Source organism: Streptomyces sp. NPDC002537 (assembly GCF_053594975.1).
Genome location: NZ_JBSFWT010000009.1, coordinates 83,626 through 99,307, shown reverse-complemented (window position 1 = coordinate 99,307; position 15,682 = coordinate 83,626). Strand labels below are relative to the sequence as shown.

The window sequence follows — 15,682 nt, the reverse complement described above, 5'->3', positions numbered from 1 at the left end:
GCGGCGGGGCGGCCTCCGTGGAGCGGCCGGGTCACGCCGGGCCGCCCGCCGGAGCGGCGACCGGCGGGCGGGCACGGCGCCGACGGGGGTCCAGCAGCCGCTCCAGCACCACCAGCGCCCCTTCGACCAGCAGCGCGAGCACCGCCACCAGCAGGGCGCCCGCCACCACTTGGGCCGTGTCGGTGAGCCGGAAGCCGGCCGTGATGATCCGGCCGAGGCCGCCGCCGCCCGGCAGCGCGGCGAGCGTGGTGGTGGCCACGACCTGCACCGCGGCCGTGCGCACCCCGGTGACGATCAGCGGGAAGGCCAGGGGCAGCTCGACCCTGGCGATCAGCTGACGACCGGTCATGCCCATGCCGCGGGCGGCCTCGACCACGTCCCGGTCCACCTCGCGCATCCCCACGTACGCGTTGGTGAGCAGCGGCGGGATCGCGAAGAGCACCAGGGCGATGATCGTCGGCCATGAACCATGCGTACCCAGCGGGCTGAGCAGCAACAGCACCAGCACCGCGAACGTCGGCACGGCACGGCCCGCGTTGGAGATGTTCACCGCGAGGGCGCCGCCCCGGCCCACGTGCCCCAGCAGCACCGCGACGGGCAGCGCGATGGCGCAGGAGATCGCCAGGCAGACGACGGTGAGGAACAGATGCTCGCCGAGCCGGTGCCACACACCGTCGGTGCCGGACCAGTGCGACCCGGTGGTCAGCCACGTCCACGTGCGGTCGATGACGCCCATCAGGCGGCCCCCTCGGCGGCCAGGCCCTCGCCCGCGCCCCCGCGGCTCCGCTTCGCCCGCCCGCCGAGGCGCGCCCAGGGGGTCAGCAGCCGCTGCACGAACAGCAGCGCGAGGTCGGCCACGATCGCCAGCGCCACGCACAGCACCGAAGCGGTGAGCACCTGCGCCTTGAAGTAGCTGTGCATGCCCTCGTAGATGAGATTGCCCAGGCCGCCGTAGCCGATGATCGCGCCGACCGTGGTGAGCGAGACGGTGGAGACCGTGGCGATCCGCAGACCCGCCATCAGGGCGGGCAGCGCCAGCGGCAGTTCCACCCCGAAGAGCAGCCGCAGCGGCCCGTAGCCCATGCCGCGCGCCGCCTCGCGGGCCTCCTCGGGCACCGAGCCGAGCCCGGCCAGGATGTTCCGCACGAGGACCGTCAGCGAATAGAGCACCAGGCCGGTGACCACGACCGACACCGACAGCCCGAAGAACGGGACCAGCAGCGAGAACATGGCCAGCGACGGCACCGTGTAGAGCACGGTGGTCAGCCCGAGGACCGGGCCCGCGGCGGCGCGCCATCTGCGGGCCAGCAGCGCCAGCGGGAAGGCGACGAGCAGACCGATGGCGACCGAGGCCAGCGTGATCCCGATGTGCTGGAGCGTGGCGTCCGTCAGCTCGTGGCCGCGGGTCCGCAGATATTCGCCGCAGATCCACTCGTTGGTGACCAGGCAGTTCTGCCCCGCCATACGCTCTCACCTCCCCCTTGGCCTTGACCGTCGGTTACTGGCGACCCTAACCCCGGGCACTGACATTCGAGCCGGGCGCCACACAACGGCAACAATGTCAGGAGCGAGTACGGCCAGAATGGGGAACCATGATCCGCTTCGAGCACGTCACCAAGCGCTACGCCGACGGCACCACCGCCGTGGACGACCTGTCCTTCGAGGTGGCCGAGGGCGAACTGGTCACGCTCGTCGGACCTTCCGGCTGCGGCAAGACCACCACCATGAAAATGGTCAACCGGCTGATCGAACCGACCGGCGGCCAGATCTTCCTGGACGGCGAGGACATCGCCACCGTCGACCCGGTCGCCCTGCGCCGCCGGATCGGCTACGTCATCCAGCAGGTCGGACTCTTCCCCCACAAGACCGTGCTGGACAACACCGCGACCGTCCCGCATCTGCTCGGCTGGCAGCGCAAGAAGGCCCGCGCCCGCGCCGCCGAACTCCTCGACCTCGTCGGACTCGACCCGGCCGTCTACGGGGACCGCTACCCGGAACAGCTCTCCGGCGGACAGCGGCAGCGCGTCGGCGTGGCCCGCGCGCTGGCCGCCGACCCGCCCGTCCTGCTGATGGACGAGCCGTTCGGCGCGGTCGACCCGGTGGTGCGGGAGCGCCTCCAGAGCGAGTTCCTGCGGCTCCAGTCCCAGGTGCGCAAGACGGTGCTGTTCGTCACGCACGACATCGAGGAGGCGGTCCGGCTCGGTGACCGCATCGCGGTCTACGGCAACGGCCGCATCGAGCAGTTCGACCCGCCGGCGGCCGTGCTCGGAGCGCCCGCCACCCCGTACGTGGCCGACTTCGTCGGCGCCGACCGGGGCCTCAAGCGGCTCTCCGTCACCCCCGTCGAGTCGGGCGACCTCGAACAGCCGCCCGTCGTCCACCTCGACGACGACGCGGCCGGCGCGGCAGACCGGCTCGGCGCGGAAGGGGCGCGCTGGGCGGTGGTCCTGGACCGCGCGGACAAGCTGCACGGCTGGGTCTCGGCGGACGCGCTCGCCGACGCCACCGGGGGTACGGTCCGGGACCGCTCCCGGCGCATGGACGCGTGGGTGCCCGTGGGGGCGTCGCTCAAGCAGGCGTTCAGCACGATGCTCCAGCACGACGCCGGATGGATCGCAGTCCTCGACGGCGACCACGCGGACCACTTCCTCGGCGTCCTCACCCCCGCCCGCCTCCACGAGGCGCTGCGGCGGTCGACGGCGGCCGATGCGACGGGCGCTGCTCGCGCGGAGGTGTCCGTGGAGACCGTGGCGGACGTCTAGCCCTGCGCCTGCGGCGGGCTTGTCTCCTGGGTGCGGGTCGTTCGCCGCCTGCGGCGGTGGCGGCCTGCGGCCGCGTCCTCAAACGCCGGACGGGCTGGATTGTGCGGACCGTGGCCTTGAGCCTGCGGGCCCGCAGTGTGCGGACCACGGTCCACGAAATCCAGCCCGTCCGGCGTTTGAGGACAACGCGGCGAAGCCGTGTTGCGGGGTCCGGGGCGCAGCCCCGGTTCGGGAAGGGGCGGGGCTGGGGAAAAACTAGGCGCGAGCCGACCCCGGCCCGCCCGCTTCGTCGTCGTCCTCCGGCAGGCGACAGACCCGCTCCAGGAAAAAGGCCGCGACCACGACGCAGACGCCCGCCAGAACGGACGCGCCCGCGTAGATGGTCTGGTCGCGCCGCGCCGGATTGTTGTCCAGCCCGGCCATCAGGAGGAAGGCGCCCACGCCGCCGTACATGCCGGCGACCAGCGCCGCGACGAGCGCGCTCGCCTGGCCGAAGACCACCGCGCGCGCGGCGACCAGCGGATCGACGCCCTTCGCCCCGGGGCGCCGCTCGCGCTGCGCCCGCAGCCGGGAGCGCAGGTTGATCGCCGTGGCGGCCAGCACCACGGCGATCACCGCCAGCACGATGGGGGCCGCCACGGGCACGCTCGGCAGCGTGCCGAAGGCGTCCCACAGCCGGGCGCCCGCCCAGGACACCACCCCGGCCACGACGAACAGCCCGGCCAGCACCCTGACCCGCAGTTGCTTCACCGGTTCGCTCCCCTGTCGCCCTTCATCGCCTGTCTCCCTGGACCCAACGCCTACTCCGGCAGCCGGAGTTCCAGATCCACCCGCGGCGCGACCCCGTCCAGGCCGACCGCGGACAGCAGCTCGACGACCGCGCCGCGCCCCGGGACGACGGCCTCCGGGTCGACGTCGTGCCACGGTGCCAGCACGAAGGCGCGCTCGTGGGCGCGCGGGTGCGGCAGCGTGAGGACGGGGTCGTCGGAGACGACGTCCTGGTAGCTGACGATGTCGACATCGAGGGTGCGCGGGCCCCAGCGCTCGTCCCGCACCCGCTCGAAGGCCTCCTCGATCGCGTGCCCGCGCTCCAGCAGCGAGTCCGGCGGGAGGGTCGTCTTCACCAGGACGACGGCGTTGAAGTACGAGGGCTGGCTGCCCGGCGCGACGCCCCACGGCTCCGTCTCGTAGACCGGGGACACGGCCTTGACCCGGAGGCCGGGCGTGTCCTCCAGGGCGTCGATCGCGCCCTGGAGCGTCTCCAGCCGGTTGCCCAGGTTGCTGCCCAGCGAGATCACGGCGCGTTTGGGATTGCTCAAGGTCATGTCCGCGGCATCCACCTGCTCCACGACGGAGGCGGGCACCGGCTGCACGGTCGGGTCGCTGCTGCTCATACTCGGCTCCGGGTGATCGTGATCGTCACATCGTCAAAAGGCACGGTGATGGGGGCGTCCGGCTTGTGCACGACGACCTCCACCTCCCGCACCGCTTCGTGCTTGAGGCACACCTGGGCGATCCGTTCGGCGAGGGTCTCGATCAGGTCGACCGGCTCGCCCTGGACGACGTCGACGACCTCCTCCGCCACCACGCCGTAGTGCACCGTCTTCGCGAGGTCGTCGGTGGCCGCGGCGGCCCTGGTGTCCAGACTCAGCACCAGGTCCACGATGAAGGTCTGGCCCTCCTCGCGCTCCCGGGGGAACACCCCGTGGTGCCCGCGGGCCTTCAGGCCGCGCAGCGCGACACGATCCACACGAATCACTCCTGCTGGTCGTCGGTATGGCGAGTGCGCGCCGGCAGCCACCGGCACATCGCCCGTCCCCCCGTCGGCCGGGGTACCCACTTCGAATCTACCTGCGAGCACCGACAGCGCTCGCACATGGACGTCACGGGGTGGTACAGATATCCAGCGACATTTACGGATCTTTACGGACACTCCAGAGTGTTACGGACAAGGAACCCCGGCGCCGCCGACGGGTCGCGCCGCGCTTACCCCCCGTTTCGCGCCTCACCCCTGCACCGCGGGCAAGCACCCCGAACGAGTGGCCTCCGAATGCCCCGTGCTGACGTCACGCGGCCTCGCCCTCCGGACCGTCCCGCTCGCCGTCCTCCTCGTCCTCCCGGCCCGCGAGCACCGGGGAGCCGTGGTGCGACCACACCTTCCACTCCCGGCCGACCCGCCGGAAGGCGTTGGTCGCCACGACCAGCTGCCCCACCAGAGGGCCCAGCTCGCCCTCCTCCTCGGCGGGCCCCCCGCTGAGGATGTTCTCCGTGCAGGTCACCAGCGCCGTGTCACCGGCCACCGAGACCTCGACGTCCGTCAGGAAGAACTGGATGTAGTCGGTGCTCGCCATGATCAGCGCATACGAGCGGAGCACCTCGTTCCGGCCCCGCAGCACCGGCCAGCCCGGATGCACACAGGACACCTCGGCACCGGGGTCGTCCAGCCACAGCCGCCCCATGGCCGCCGTGTCGCCGCGCTCCACCGCCTCGTACAGCGCCGTGTTCGCCAGCTCGACCTGCTCGCCGTCCGTACGGGCCGCGCTCACTCGGCCCCCTCGGCGCGCTCGGCGCCCGCCGCCTCTGCCGCCATCGCCACCCCTGCCGTCTCCGCCGCCCGGTCCACGGCCCGCACCACACGCACCGCGTCCGCGCTCGCCCGCACCTCGTGCACCCGCACCGCCCACGCGCCGTCGCGCGCGGCGATCGTCGTCACCGCCGCCGTCGCCGCGTCCCGCTCCCTGGCCGGGGGCGGAGTGCCACCGGCCTCCGCCAGCACGCTGCCCAGGAAACGCTTGCGGGAAGCGGCCACCAGCATCGGCAGCCCCAGCTCCCGGCGGAACCGGGCCAGCTGCGCGACCAGCGCCAGGTCGTGATCGGCACCCTTGGCGAAGCCCAGCCCCGGGTCGACCACCAGCCGCTCCGGGTCCACGCCCGCGGCGACCACCGCGTCCAGCCGCTGCCGCAGCTCGCCGAGCACCTCGCCGACCACGTCCCCGTAGACCGCCAGACCGTTCATGCCCTCGCTGAAGCCGCGCCAGTGCATCACCACGAACGGCACCCCGGCCGTGGCCACCACCGGCACCATCGCCGGGTCGGCGAGGCCCCCGCTCACATCGTTGACCAGCGCCGCGCCCGCCTCGACGGCCGCCTCCGCGACCGAGGCGCGCATGGTGTCCACCGACACCACCACCCCCTCGGACACCAGCTGCCGGACCACCGGGATCACCCGGCGCAGCTCCTCGCGCTCGTCGACCCGGGTCGCGCCCGGCCGCGTGGACTCGCCGCCCACGTCGACCAGGTCGGCGCCCTCGGCGACCAGGTCCATGCCCCGCTTGACCGCCACGTCGGTGTCGAACCAGCGGCCGCCGTCGGAGAACGAATCGGGCGTGACGTTGACCACACCCATCACCGCACAGCGGTCCCACTCCGGGAGACCGACGGGCCCGAACCGACCGCGCAACGTACTCATGGCACCAGCCTAGGGCGTGGTGCGAAGGGCGCGCCGCCCGCCCGGCGGCGGATCGCGGGGAACCGCGGCCGCCCCGGCATATGACCGAGGCCCTGCCCGTCGGCACCCTCCGGGGAGGGCGCGGACGGGCAGGGCCTCAAGGGCTCGTGCCGTACGGTCACGCGGCGCGCGTGACCTCCGAGGCGGAGACCTTCTCGTCGTCGACGATCTCCTTGGGCTCGGCGGGGCGGCGGCGCAGCAGGCGCGGCAGCTCCAGGAAGCCCTCCGCCTGCATCATGGCGAAGCCGATGCGCGGCAGGTCGCGGTTGTTCGGGAAGACGATGAAGCGAGGCTCCCAGCGCGGCCGGAACTTCTCGTTGAACTTGTAGAGCGACTCGATCTGGAACCAGCGCGAGAGGAAGACCAGCACGCCGCGCTGGGCGCGCACCACCGGGCCGGCGCCCAGCTTGCCGCCGCGCTCCAGGGCGGAGCGGAAGAACGCGAAGTTCAGCGACACCCGCTTGATCTTCATCTCGCCGGCGCCCTGCAGGAAGGCGACGATGAGCAGCTCGTTCATGCCCGGGTCGGCGCTGCGGTCGCGGCGCATGAGCTCCAGCGACATGCCGTCCTTGCCCCACGGCACGAAGTGCTGCATCGCCTTGAGGTCCCCGAACGAGCCGGGCTCCTCGCCCTCCTCCGGGTCCTTGTGGGCGGTGACGATGATCGCGTCCAGGTCCTTCGGGTCGCCGATCCGGCCGAGCGCCATGGAGAAACCGCGCTCGTCCTCGGTGTCGCGCCAGGCGTTGGCCGCCTTCTGGACGTTCTCCAGCTCCTCGGCGGACAGGTCGCCGACGCGGCGCACCTTGGTGACGTAGCCGTTGCGCTCGATGCGCTTGACCATCTGCCGGACGTTGCGCATGGAGCGGCCGGTGAGCGTGAAGTCGGCCACGTCGACGATCGCCTCGTCGCCCATCTCCAGCGCGTCGAGACCGGTCTCGCGGGTCCACACCTCGCCACCGGTCTCGCTGCACCCGGCGACGGCGGGCGTCCAGGAGTGGCGCTTGGCGAGCGTCATGAACTGCTCGATCGCACCCGGCCAGGCCTCGACGTCACCGATCGGGTCGCCGCTGGCGAGCATCACGCCGGAGACGACGCGGTACGAGACGGCCGCCTTGCCCGACGGGGAGAAGACGACGCTCTTGTCGCGGCGCAGCGCGAAGTGTCCGAGCGAGTCGCGGTCGCCGTGCTTGGCGAGCAGGTCGCGCAGCTTGTCCTCGTCGTCCTCGGTGAGGACGGGCGCCGGGTAGGCCGGGCGGAAGGCCAGGTAGGCGGTGGTGGCGACGGTCAGCAGGCCGAGGGCGCCGAGGGAGTAGCCGACCACGTAGTCGACGCCGTGGCGGTAGCGGATCGAGCCCTCGAAGCCGAAGAGGCCCCAGATCACGTGCTCGATCTGCTCGATGACCGACGGGTTGCCGACCATCTGCCGGTACTGCGAGCCGACGATGACCCAGCCGAGGGTGAAGCTGACGCCACCCATGATGATGAAGTTCGCCACCGCCTTCCAGCGGCTGCGCGGGTCGGGCAGGGCCGTGAAGGAGGGCTTGTGCCAGACCAGGTAGGCGAAGAGCACCAGCGACAGGATCGTGCCGATGATCGAGTGGCGGTAGATCAGCTGGGCGGCCGCACCGATCGGCAGGACGACGACGGCGGCCATCCAGGCGCGCTGCTTGGCGCGGATGAGGCCGTGGGCCAGCATCAGCATCAGGATGCCGACGACGATGGAGCCGGCCGCAGCGAGCTGCGTCACCGTACCGGGCAGAACCTCCGCCCAGGTGTGAAACTTGCTCCAGCGAACCCTCGGGAAGACACCGGCGGCGATGTTGAGCAGGCCGATGATGATGCCGACCCATCCCACCACGGTCGGCACGTTCTCGGGCCGTGGCCCCTTGGCGATACGCGCAAGCCTCGACAGTCGCTTGGTTCCCTCGGGAACCCCATCGGACTTTTTGCCATCTACCCTGACAGACATCTCTTCCCGTCGTCCTGTCGAGTGGTCCTGCGCCTTCTGTTGGCAGCGCCCGGACAATGTGCGCCCTGTAGGACGACGGTTTCGGGGTTGAGGTTCCGCCGGGGGCCGAGCCCGGAAAGAAGTAACCATTTCGCGGCCCGCGGCGGGCCGCTCGGCAGAAAGCACCTCATGGGTCTCACCAGCATGGCGGTTCTGCTGCTTGCCATCGCGGCGGCGGTAGTGCTCTTCGCGTTGACCATTTGGCTCTGGCCCCGTCTGGGCAAGAAGACCGTCGGCTCCGTCCTGGGCCGCTTCGGCATGATGCTCGCCACCCAGCTGACGCTGTTCGCCGCGATCGGCCTCTGGGCGAACCAGTCCTTCGGCTTCTTCGCCTCCTGGGCCGACCTCTTCGGTCTGGAGAAGGGCCAGGGCGTGGTCGTCGACCACAGCGCGGGCAGCAAGCCGGTCCAGGTGGTCGGCATCCAGCAGGTCAAGGGCCATGGCTCGGTGCCGTCGATCGCGGGCAAGGTCGAGAAGGTCAACATCAAGGGCTCCGAGTCCAAGATCGCCAGCCCGGCCTATGTCTATCTGCCGCCGGAGTACTTTCAGCCGCAGTTCGCCAACAAGACCTTTCCCGCCTCCGTCGTGCTGACCGGTTACCCGGGCACCGCCGAGGCGCTGATCAAGGGCCTGCACTACCCGCAGGAGGCGCAGAAGCTGGCCAAGGCCAAGAAGATGCAGCCGACCATCCTGGTGATGATGCGCCCGACCGTGGCCCCGCCGCGCGACACCGAGTGCATCGACATACCCGGCGGCCCGCAGACCGAGACCTTCTTCACCAAGGATCTGCGCAAGGCCCTCTCGGACCAGTACCGCATCGGCATGAAGGCCGCGAACTGGGGCGTGATCGGTGACTCCACCGGTGGCTACTGCGCGCTGAAGTTCGCCATGCGCCACCCCGACTCCTACGGTGCCGCCGCCGCCCTGTCCGGCTACTACGACGCCAAGCAGGACGCCACCACCGGTTCCCTCTTCGGCGGCAACAAGCAGCTGGAGAAGGAGAACGACCTGATGTGGCGGCTGAAGAACAAGTCGCTGCCGCCCGTCTCCCTCCTCGTGACCAGCAGCAAGCAGGGCGAGGACAACTACGGCGACACCAAGAAGTTCATCGCCGCCGCCGCGCACCACCCCACCCGCGTCTCGTCGATGATCCTCGACGTGGGCGGCCACAACTTCAACACCTGGCGCCGTGAGATCCCCGGCACCCTCCAGTGGATGGGCAGCCGCCTCAGCGCGTGACGCCCTCCCGGCCAGAACACAGCAGAGCTGCCCGCCCGGCTTCGGCCGCGGCGGGCAGCTCTTTTTCGGCTCTTCTTCTTCGGCTCTTCTTCGGCTCTTCGCGCGGGGCCGTCAGCGGGCCATGATCAGGCTCATGGCCTCGGCGCGGGTCGCGGGGTCGCGCAGCTGCCCGCGTACGGCGGAGGTCAGCGTCTTGGCGCCGGGCTTGCGGATGCCCCGCATGGACATGCACATGTGCTCGCACTCGATGACCACGACCACACCGCGCGGCTCCAGGATCTCCATCAGCGAGTCCGCGATCTGCGTGGTGAGCCGCTCCTGGACCTGCGGGCGGCGGGCGTAGACGTCCACCAGCCGGGCCAGCTTCGACAGGCCCGTGATCTTGCCGCTGGTCGACGGGATGTAGCCGACGTGCGCGACTCCGTGGAAGGGCACCAGGTGGTGCTCACAGGTGCTGTACACCTCGATGTCGCGGACGAGCACCATCTCGTCGTGACCGAGGTCGAAGGTGGTGGTCAGCACGTCCTCCGGCTCCTGCCAGAGGCCCGCGAATATCTCCTTGTAGGCTCGCGCCACCCGGGCCGGTGTCTCCCGCAGGCCCTCCCGGTCCGGGTCCTCGCCCACCGCGAGAAGCAGCTCGCGGACGGCGTTCTCGGCGCGCTTCTCGTCGAACGCGCCGATGGAGTTCTCGGCGTCCAGCGTCACCGGGTCGGTCATGGAGTTGCCTCGTTCTCTCGTACGTACGGTCCGGCAGCGGTCGCCCAAAGCGGAAAGCCGCGCCTCCCAGGCTAATAACCTGGGGGACGCGGCTTCCATTCCGGGCCCTGTGATGCCGGACCGGTCACGGACCGTGCCGGGCTCAGAGCTCCCGGGTGTCGTCCGGGAGGTCGACCTGCTCCACGGGCTGGCCGCCATTGCTCGGGGCGAGCTCCTTGGGGGAGAGCACCGGCGGGCGGGTGGACGGCGTGCGCCGGGAGGAACCGGTCCACGCCGGGCGGGCCGGGCGCTTCACGATGTGCTTGAAGACCTCGGCGATCTCCTCCTTGTTCAGCGTCTCCTTCTCCAGGAGGGCCAGAACCAGGTTGTCGAGGACGTCGCGGTTCTCGACGAGGATCTCCCACGCCTCGTTGTGCGCGGTCTCGATGAGCTTCTTGACCTCTTCGTCGACCAGCGCGGCGACCTCTTCGGAGTAGTCGCGCTGATGCGACATCTCACGGCCCAGGAACGGCTCGCTGTTGTCGGAGCCGAACTTGATCGCGCCGAGCCGCTCGGTCATGCCGTACTGCGTGACCATCGCGCGGGCCGTGGCGGTGGCCTTCTCGATGTCGTTGGCCGCACCCGTGGTCGGGTCGTGGAAGACGAGCTCCTCCGCCGCACGGCCGCCCAGCATGTACGCCAGCTGGTCGAGCATCTCGTTGCGCGTGGTGGAGTACTTGTCCTCGTCGGGGAGGACCATGGTGTAGCCGAGCGCGCGGCCGCGGGACAGGATCGTGATCTTGTGCACCGGGTCGGAGTTCGGGGACGCCGCCGCGACCAGGGCGTGACCGCCCTCGTGGTAGGCGGTGATCTTCTTTTCCTTGTCGCTCATGATCCGGGTCCGCTTCTGCGGTCCGGCCACGACACGGTCGATCGCCTCGTCCAGCATGGTGTTGTCGATCAGCTTCTTGTCGCTGCGGGCCGTCAGCAGGGCGGCCTCGTTCAGCACGTTCGACAGATCGGCACCGGTGAAACCGGGGGTGCGGCGGGCGACGGCCGACAGGTCGACGTCCGGGGCGACCGGCTTGCCCTTCTGGTGAACCTTGAGGATCTCCAGACGGCCCTGCATGTCCGGACGGTCGACGGCGATCTGGCGGTCGAAGCGGCCGGGGCGCAGCAGCGCCGGGTCGAGGATGTCGGGGCGGTTCGTGGCGGCGATCAGGATGACGCCGCCCTTCACGTCGAAGCCGTCCATCTCGACCAGCAGCTGGTTGAGGGTCTGCTCGCGCTCGTCGTGACCGCCGCCGAGGCCCGCGCCGCGATGCCGGCCGACGGCGTCGATCTCGTCGACGAAGACGATCGCCGGAGCGTTGGCCTTGGCCTGCTCGAAGAGGTCACGGACACGCGAGGCGCCGACACCCACGAACATCTCGACGAAGTCGGAGCCGGAGATCGAGTAGAACGGGACGCCCGCCTCGCCCGCGACGGCGCGCGCGAGCAGCGTCTTGCCCGTACCGGGCGGGCCGTAGAGCAGCACACCCTTGGGAATCTTGGCGCCGACGGCCTGGAACTTCGCCGGCTCCTGGAGGAACTCCTTGATCTCGTGGAGCTCCTCGACCGCCTCGTCGGACCCGGCCACATCGGCGAAGGTCGTCTTCGGGGTGTCCTTGGTGATCAGCTTGGCCTTGGACTTCCCGAAGTTCATCACTCGGGAGCCGCCGCCCTGCATCTGATTCATCAGGAACAGGAAGACCACGACGATCAGGACGAACGGCAGGAGCGAGAGCAGCACCCCGATGAACGGGTTCTGCTTCGACGTCGAGACGTTGTAGCCGTCGGAAATCTGCTTGGAGTCGGCCTTGGCCTGCAGGGTCTTGGCGAGGTCGACGCCCTGGTCGCCGATGTAGTTCGCCTGGATCTTGCTGGAGCCCTTGACCTTCTGGCCGTCCTTGAGCTCGACCTTGATCTTGTTCTCGTCGCCGGTCGTCAGCTCGGCCGATTTCACCAGGTCCTTGTTGATCGCGTTGACGACCTGGCTGGTGTCCACCGACTTGTAGCCGCCGGACGAGCCGACGACCTGCATCAACACGACCACGGCGAGGACGGCCAGCACGATCCACATGACCGGCCCACGGAAGTAGCGCTTCACGTCCATCCATACGGGGCGCGAGCGCCCCGTCCCTCCTGCCACAGTGAGGCACGGCCGCCCCTGTCAGGGGTGCCTGTGCGTACGGTGTTCTGCTCGACCTTGAAAAAGATTGAAAAGACTGACCTTCGGACGGTACCCCAGCATTGTCACCCGACGCCGCCGCAGGCGGTCAACCAACCCGCCTTCCCCTGCTCCAACGGCGGAAACCGTGCATCGGTTCCCGCGCGCTGGAGGGCCCCGTCCGGGCCGGTGGCCCTAGCCGCCGTAGACGTGCGGCGCGAGCGTGCCCACGAAGGGCAGGTTGCGGTACTTCTCCGCGAAGTCGAGGCCGTAGCCGACCACGAACTCGTTCGGGATGTCGAAGCCGACCCACTTGACGTCGATGGCGACCTTGGCCGCCTCCGGCTTGCGCAGGAGGGTGACCACGTTGAGGGAGGCCGGCTCCCGCGAGCCGAGGTTCGACAGCAGCCAGGACAGCGTCAGGCCGGAGTCGATGATGTCCTCGACGATCAGGACGTCCTTGCCCTTGATGTCGGTGTCCAGGTCCTTGAGGATCCGGACCACCCCGGAGGACTGGGTGCCCGCGCCGTACGAGGACACCGCCATCCAGTCCATGGTGACGGGGGTGGACAGCGCACGCGCCAGGTCCGCCATCACCATCACGGCGCCCTTGAGGACGCCGACGATGAGCAGGTCCTTGCCCGCGTACTCCGCGTCGATCTTCGCCGCCAGCTCCGCCAGCTTCGCGTCGATCTCTTCCTTGGTGATGAGCACCGACTTGAGGTCGGTGCCCATGTCCTTGTCGTCCACCCGCGCCACTCTCGTTTGTTGAAGGCTCAACCTGCCTGCCTCATCCGGTGTTGAGGAGGCGGGCCGGGCTCGTTCGCGCTCGTTCGAATCAGCCCTGCCGAAGGACCAGTCTGCCACCCTGCCTGCGGACCGCGACGCGGCCGGGCAGGTTGATGGCTCCCTGGCCGCGCCAACCGGTGATCAACCGGTCGACTTCCTCGATGTGCCGGGCGAAGAGCGAACCGGCCGGAGCGCCCGCCGAGATGGCCGCGCGGCGCAGCACCCTGCGGCGGACGGCGGGCGGCAGGGCGTACAGCTTGGCGGCCTCCAGGGCCCCGCTGTCGTCCCGTACGGAGGGCTCGACGGCGGCGGCCCAGCCGTCGAGGGCGTCGGCGTCGTCCCGGGAGAGCTGGGCCGTGCGGGCGAGGGCCTCGACGACGCCCTTGCCGAGCGCCTTCTCCAGGACGGGCAGCGCTTCGTGACGGACCCGGGAGCGGGTGTAGGCCGGGTCCGCGTTGTGCGGGTCGTCCCAGACGGGGAGCGACTGGACCATGCACGCCTTGCGGGCCGTCTGGCGGTCCAGCCCGAGGAACGGCCTGCGGTAGCGGCCGCCGGCGCCGGAGGCGACGGCCATGCCGGACAGCGAGCGGATGCCCGAGCCGCGGGCGAGCCCCAGCAGCACGGTCTCCGCCTGGTCGTCCCGGGTGTGGCCGAGCAGGATCGCCGCGGCTCCGTGGCGGTCGGCGGCGGCGTCCAGGGCGGCGTAGCGGGCGTCGCGGGCGGCGGCCTCCGGGCCGCCGTCGCGGCCGACCGACACCGCGACGGCCTCGACGGGGTCGAGCCCGAGGGCGGTCATCCTGCTGACCACCTCGGCGGCGCGGATGTCGGAGCCGTGCTGCAGGCCGTGGTCGACGGTGACCCCGCCGGCCCTGACGCCGAGCTTGGGGGCCTCGAAGGCCAGGGCGGAGGCCAGCGCCATGGAGTCGGCGCCGCCGGAGCAGGCGACGAGGACGAGCGGCGGCATACCGGCGGGGGCGGGGGGAACGGATGAGGGTGTGGTGGGGGTGAGGACGTCGTGGAGTACGCGGCGGACCGCCAGGCGTATCGCGGCGACCGCGGGATGTGGACCCATGTCCGTGTGTCCAATCGTTCCATATGGAGATGGTCGGAGCTGCGCGAGCTTCGAGCCTCAGTCACGCTGTGTGCGTCGATGGTGACAGAAGCGAGCCATTACCCGAGCATCGCACGCCCACCCCTGGCTCACGGTCCCTCGGACGGGTGATTACGGAAGCGTTCTACCCGGAGGTGGAGCTTCCGCTTCAGGATTCCGGCTTCCGGTGCACCCGCGCGACCCAGTCCGCCGGTTTGGCGATCTCCGCCTTGGTGGGAAGGGTGTTCGGGGACGTCCAGACCCGGTTGAAACCCTCCATACCGACCTCGTCGACAACCGCTCGTACGAACCGCTCGCCATCACGGTACTGCCGCAGTTTGGCGTCCAGGCCCAGCAGCTTGCGCAGCGCCGCGTCCAGCCGTCCGGCGCCGCTCTGGCGCCGCTGCTGGAACTTCTCCCGGATCTCCGCCACCGACGGCACGACCGCGGGGCCCACGCCGTCCATCACATAGTCCGCGTGGCCCTCCAGCAGCGACATCACCGCCGTCAGCCGGCCGAGGATCTCCCGCTGGGCGGGCGTCTGGACCAGGTCGACGATGCTGCGGCCGCCGTCCGCCTCGTCCTGCGGCGGCCTGCCGCCCGCCATGCTCTGCGCCGCCTCGCGCACCCGTTCCAGCAGCGTCGCCGGGTCGACCTCCGTCTCGCCGAGGAAGGACTGGATCTCCCCCTCGATGTGGTCGCGCAGCCAGGGCACGGCGGTGAACTGCGTCCGGTGCGTCTCCTCGTGGAGGCACACCCACAGCCGGAAGTCGTGCGGATGCACGTCCAGCTCGCGTTCGACGTGGACGATGTTCGGCGCCACCAGCAACAGCCGTCCGCCCCCCGCCGACCCCGGCAGGTCGCGGGTGGCGGGCGCGAACGTCTCGTACTGCCCGAGCACCCTGGACGCGAGGAACGACAGCAGCATGCCCAGCTCCACGCCGGTCACCTTGCCGCCGACCGCGCCCAGCACCGCGCCGCCGGGGACGCCCGCACGGCGGTCCTGCATCTTCTCCAGCAGCGGCCCGAGCAGCGCGCGGAAACCGGCGACGTTCGCCTTGATCCAGCCCGCCCGGTCCACGATCAGCACCGGGGTGTCCACCGCCCCCTCGGCCGCGGCCCCTCCGGGAGGAGTCATCCGGGTGAAGCCCCGGACATGCTCCTCCGACGTCCTCGCGTGCCGCCGCAGCTCCGCGACCACCTCGCGGGCCGCGTCCCGGCCGATCTCCGGGCCCGGCCGCACGAGCCGCGTCGCGGTCGCGACCGCGAGCTTCCAGTCGACCATCTCCGCACCACCGATGCTCGTCATTCCTTCACCGTACGTGCTGCGCATGGCCGGTGGTTAGGGGTTACTCGGTTGCCGGGACGGCCGTCCGCGCCC

Annotated in this window: 15 protein-coding genes; 2 read left to right on the top strand and 13 right to left on the bottom strand. The window is 70.7% G+C overall.

All coding sequences use genetic code 11. From position 1 onward, the window contains the following. Nucleotides 1-31: 31 nt before the first annotated feature. The gene (locus ACWD4A_RS06885) at nt 32-736 is read right to left on the bottom strand and encodes an ABC transporter permease (protein ID WP_451190331.1); all 705 of its coding nucleotides are present in this window, start codon (nt 734-736) and stop codon (nt 32-34) included. Beyond that, entirely contained in the window at nt 736-1,464 is a 729-nt protein-coding gene (locus ACWD4A_RS06880) for an ABC transporter permease (RefSeq protein ID WP_451190329.1), read from the bottom strand. The genes ACWD4A_RS06885 and ACWD4A_RS06880 overlap by 1 nt, the downstream gene beginning before the upstream one ends. Nucleotides 1,465-1,592: 128 nt before the next feature. Between ACWD4A_RS06880 and ACWD4A_RS06875 the strand changes: the two genes are divergently transcribed. Continuing rightward, nucleotides 1,593-2,762, top strand: coding sequence for an ABC transporter ATP-binding protein (locus tag ACWD4A_RS06875; protein WP_451190327.1), 1,170 nt, complete (start codon nt 1,593-1,595; stop codon nt 2,760-2,762). A 255-nt stretch (nt 2,763-3,017) separates the two neighbouring features. On the opposite strand, the gene ACWD4A_RS06870 is transcribed toward ACWD4A_RS06875, so the two are convergent. The 6 genes from ACWD4A_RS06870 to ACWD4A_RS06845 all read right to left on the bottom strand — a co-directional run bounded on the left by ACWD4A_RS06870 (nt 3,018) and on the right by ACWD4A_RS06845 (nt 8,239). Further along, the gene (locus ACWD4A_RS06870) at nt 3,018-3,512 is read right to left on the bottom strand and encodes a DUF3180 domain-containing protein (RefSeq protein WP_451190325.1); all 495 of its coding nucleotides are present in this window, start codon (nt 3,510-3,512) and stop codon (nt 3,018-3,020) included. A gap of 50 nt (nt 3,513-3,562) precedes the next feature. Continuing rightward, the gene (folK, locus tag ACWD4A_RS06865; RefSeq protein WP_451190323.1) at nt 3,563-4,156 is read right to left on the bottom strand and encodes a 2-amino-4-hydroxy-6-hydroxymethyldihydropteridine diphosphokinase; all 594 of its coding nucleotides are present in this window, start codon (nt 4,154-4,156) and stop codon (nt 3,563-3,565) included. Continuing rightward, entirely contained in the window at nt 4,153-4,512 is a 360-nt protein-coding gene (gene folB / locus ACWD4A_RS06860; RefSeq protein ID WP_451190321.1) for a dihydroneopterin aldolase, read from the bottom strand. The genes folK and folB overlap by 4 nt, the downstream gene beginning before the upstream one ends. A 316-nt stretch (nt 4,513-4,828) precedes the next feature. Beyond that, nucleotides 4,829-5,308: a nuclear transport factor 2 family protein gene (locus tag ACWD4A_RS06855; RefSeq protein WP_451190319.1), complete on the bottom strand. Its 480-nt coding sequence runs from the start codon at nt 5,306-5,308 to the stop codon at nt 4,829-4,831. Continuing rightward, nucleotides 5,305-6,231 (bottom strand): dihydropteroate synthase, encoded by a 927-nt coding sequence (folP, locus tag ACWD4A_RS06850; RefSeq protein WP_451190317.1) that lies wholly within the window; start codon nt 6,229-6,231, stop codon nt 5,305-5,307. Before folP ends, ACWD4A_RS06855 begins: the two co-directional genes overlap by 4 nt. Before the next feature lie 157 nt (nt 6,232-6,388). After that, the gene (locus ACWD4A_RS06845) at nt 6,389-8,239 is read right to left on the bottom strand and encodes a phosphatidylglycerol lysyltransferase domain-containing protein (protein WP_451190315.1); all 1,851 of its coding nucleotides are present in this window, start codon (nt 8,237-8,239) and stop codon (nt 6,389-6,391) included. Nucleotides 8,240-8,407: 168 nt separating this feature from the next. Here ACWD4A_RS06845 and ACWD4A_RS06840 point away from each other — a divergent pair, with 168 nt between their 5' ends. Further along, nucleotides 8,408-9,517, top strand: a complete 1,110-nt coding sequence (locus tag ACWD4A_RS06840) for an alpha/beta hydrolase (protein ID WP_451190313.1) — start codon at nt 8,408-8,410, stop codon at nt 9,515-9,517. Nucleotides 9,518-9,628: 111 nt separating this feature from the next. On the opposite strand, the gene folE is transcribed toward ACWD4A_RS06840, so the two are convergent. The 5 genes from folE to ACWD4A_RS06815 all read right to left on the bottom strand — a co-directional run bounded on the left by folE (nt 9,629) and on the right by ACWD4A_RS06815 (nt 15,610). Beyond that, nucleotides 9,629-10,234, bottom strand: coding sequence for a GTP cyclohydrolase I FolE (folE, locus tag ACWD4A_RS06835; protein WP_451190311.1), 606 nt, complete (start codon nt 10,232-10,234; stop codon nt 9,629-9,631). A gap of 142 nt (nt 10,235-10,376) precedes the next feature. Continuing rightward, the gene (gene ftsH, locus ACWD4A_RS06830; protein WP_451190309.1) at nt 10,377-12,368 is read right to left on the bottom strand and encodes an ATP-dependent zinc metalloprotease FtsH; all 1,992 of its coding nucleotides are present in this window, start codon (nt 12,366-12,368) and stop codon (nt 10,377-10,379) included. Between the two features lie 249 nt (nt 12,369-12,617). Beyond that, a complete protein-coding gene (gene hpt / locus ACWD4A_RS06825) occupies nt 12,618-13,157 on the bottom strand; it encodes a hypoxanthine phosphoribosyltransferase (RefSeq protein ID WP_116215820.1) in 540 nt (179 codons plus the stop codon). A 103-nt stretch (nt 13,158-13,260) separates the two neighbouring features. After that, complete coding sequence (tilS, locus tag ACWD4A_RS06820) at nt 13,261-14,283, bottom strand: tRNA lysidine(34) synthetase TilS (protein ID WP_451190307.1); 1,023 nt, start codon at nt 14,281-14,283, stop codon at nt 13,261-13,263. A 187-nt stretch (nt 14,284-14,470) separates the two neighbouring features. Next, nucleotides 14,471-15,610 carry a zinc-dependent metalloprotease gene (locus ACWD4A_RS06815; RefSeq protein ID WP_451190306.1) on the bottom strand — a complete coding sequence of 380 codons (1,140 nt, stop codon included), beginning with the start codon at nt 15,608-15,610 and terminating at the stop codon, nt 14,471-14,473. Nucleotides 15,611-15,682: the final 72 nt, after the last annotated feature.

Coding starts and splice junctions, on each gene's coding strand:
- ACWD4A_RS06885 (WP_451190331.1), bottom strand. CDS start 736: ATGGGCGTCATCGACCGCACGTGGACGTGGCTGACCACCGGGTCGCAC.
- ACWD4A_RS06880 (WP_451190329.1), bottom strand. CDS start 1,464: ATGGCGGGGCAGAACTGCCTGGTCACCAACGAGTGGATCTGCGGCGAA.
- ACWD4A_RS06875 (WP_451190327.1), top strand. CDS start 1,593: ATGATCCGCTTCGAGCACGTCACCAAGCGCTACGCCGACGGCACCACC.
- folK (WP_451190323.1), bottom strand. CDS start 4,156: ATGAGCAGCAGCGACCCGACCGTGCAGCCGGTGCCCGCCTCCGTCGTG.
- folP (WP_451190317.1), bottom strand. CDS start 6,231: ATGAGTACGTTGCGCGGTCGGTTCGGGCCCGTCGGTCTCCCGGAGTGG.
- ACWD4A_RS06845 (WP_451190315.1), bottom strand. CDS start 8,239: ATGTCTGTCAGGGTAGATGGCAAAAAGTCCGATGGGGTTCCCGAGGGA.
- ACWD4A_RS06840 (WP_451190313.1), top strand. CDS start 8,408: ATGGGTCTCACCAGCATGGCGGTTCTGCTGCTTGCCATCGCGGCGGCG.
- folE (WP_451190311.1), bottom strand. CDS start 10,234: ATGACCGACCCGGTGACGCTGGACGCCGAGAACTCCATCGGCGCGTTC.
- ftsH (WP_451190309.1), bottom strand. CDS start 12,368: ATGGACGTGAAGCGCTACTTCCGTGGGCCGGTCATGTGGATCGTGCTG.
- hpt (WP_116215820.1), bottom strand. CDS start 13,157: ATGGGCACCGACCTCAAGTCGGTGCTCATCACCAAGGAAGAGATCGAC.
- tilS (WP_451190307.1), bottom strand. CDS start 14,283: ATGGGTCCACATCCCGCGGTCGCCGCGATACGCCTGGCGGTCCGCCGC.
- ACWD4A_RS06815 (WP_451190306.1), bottom strand. CDS start 15,610: ATGACGAGCATCGGTGGTGCGGAGATGGTCGACTGGAAGCTCGCGGTC.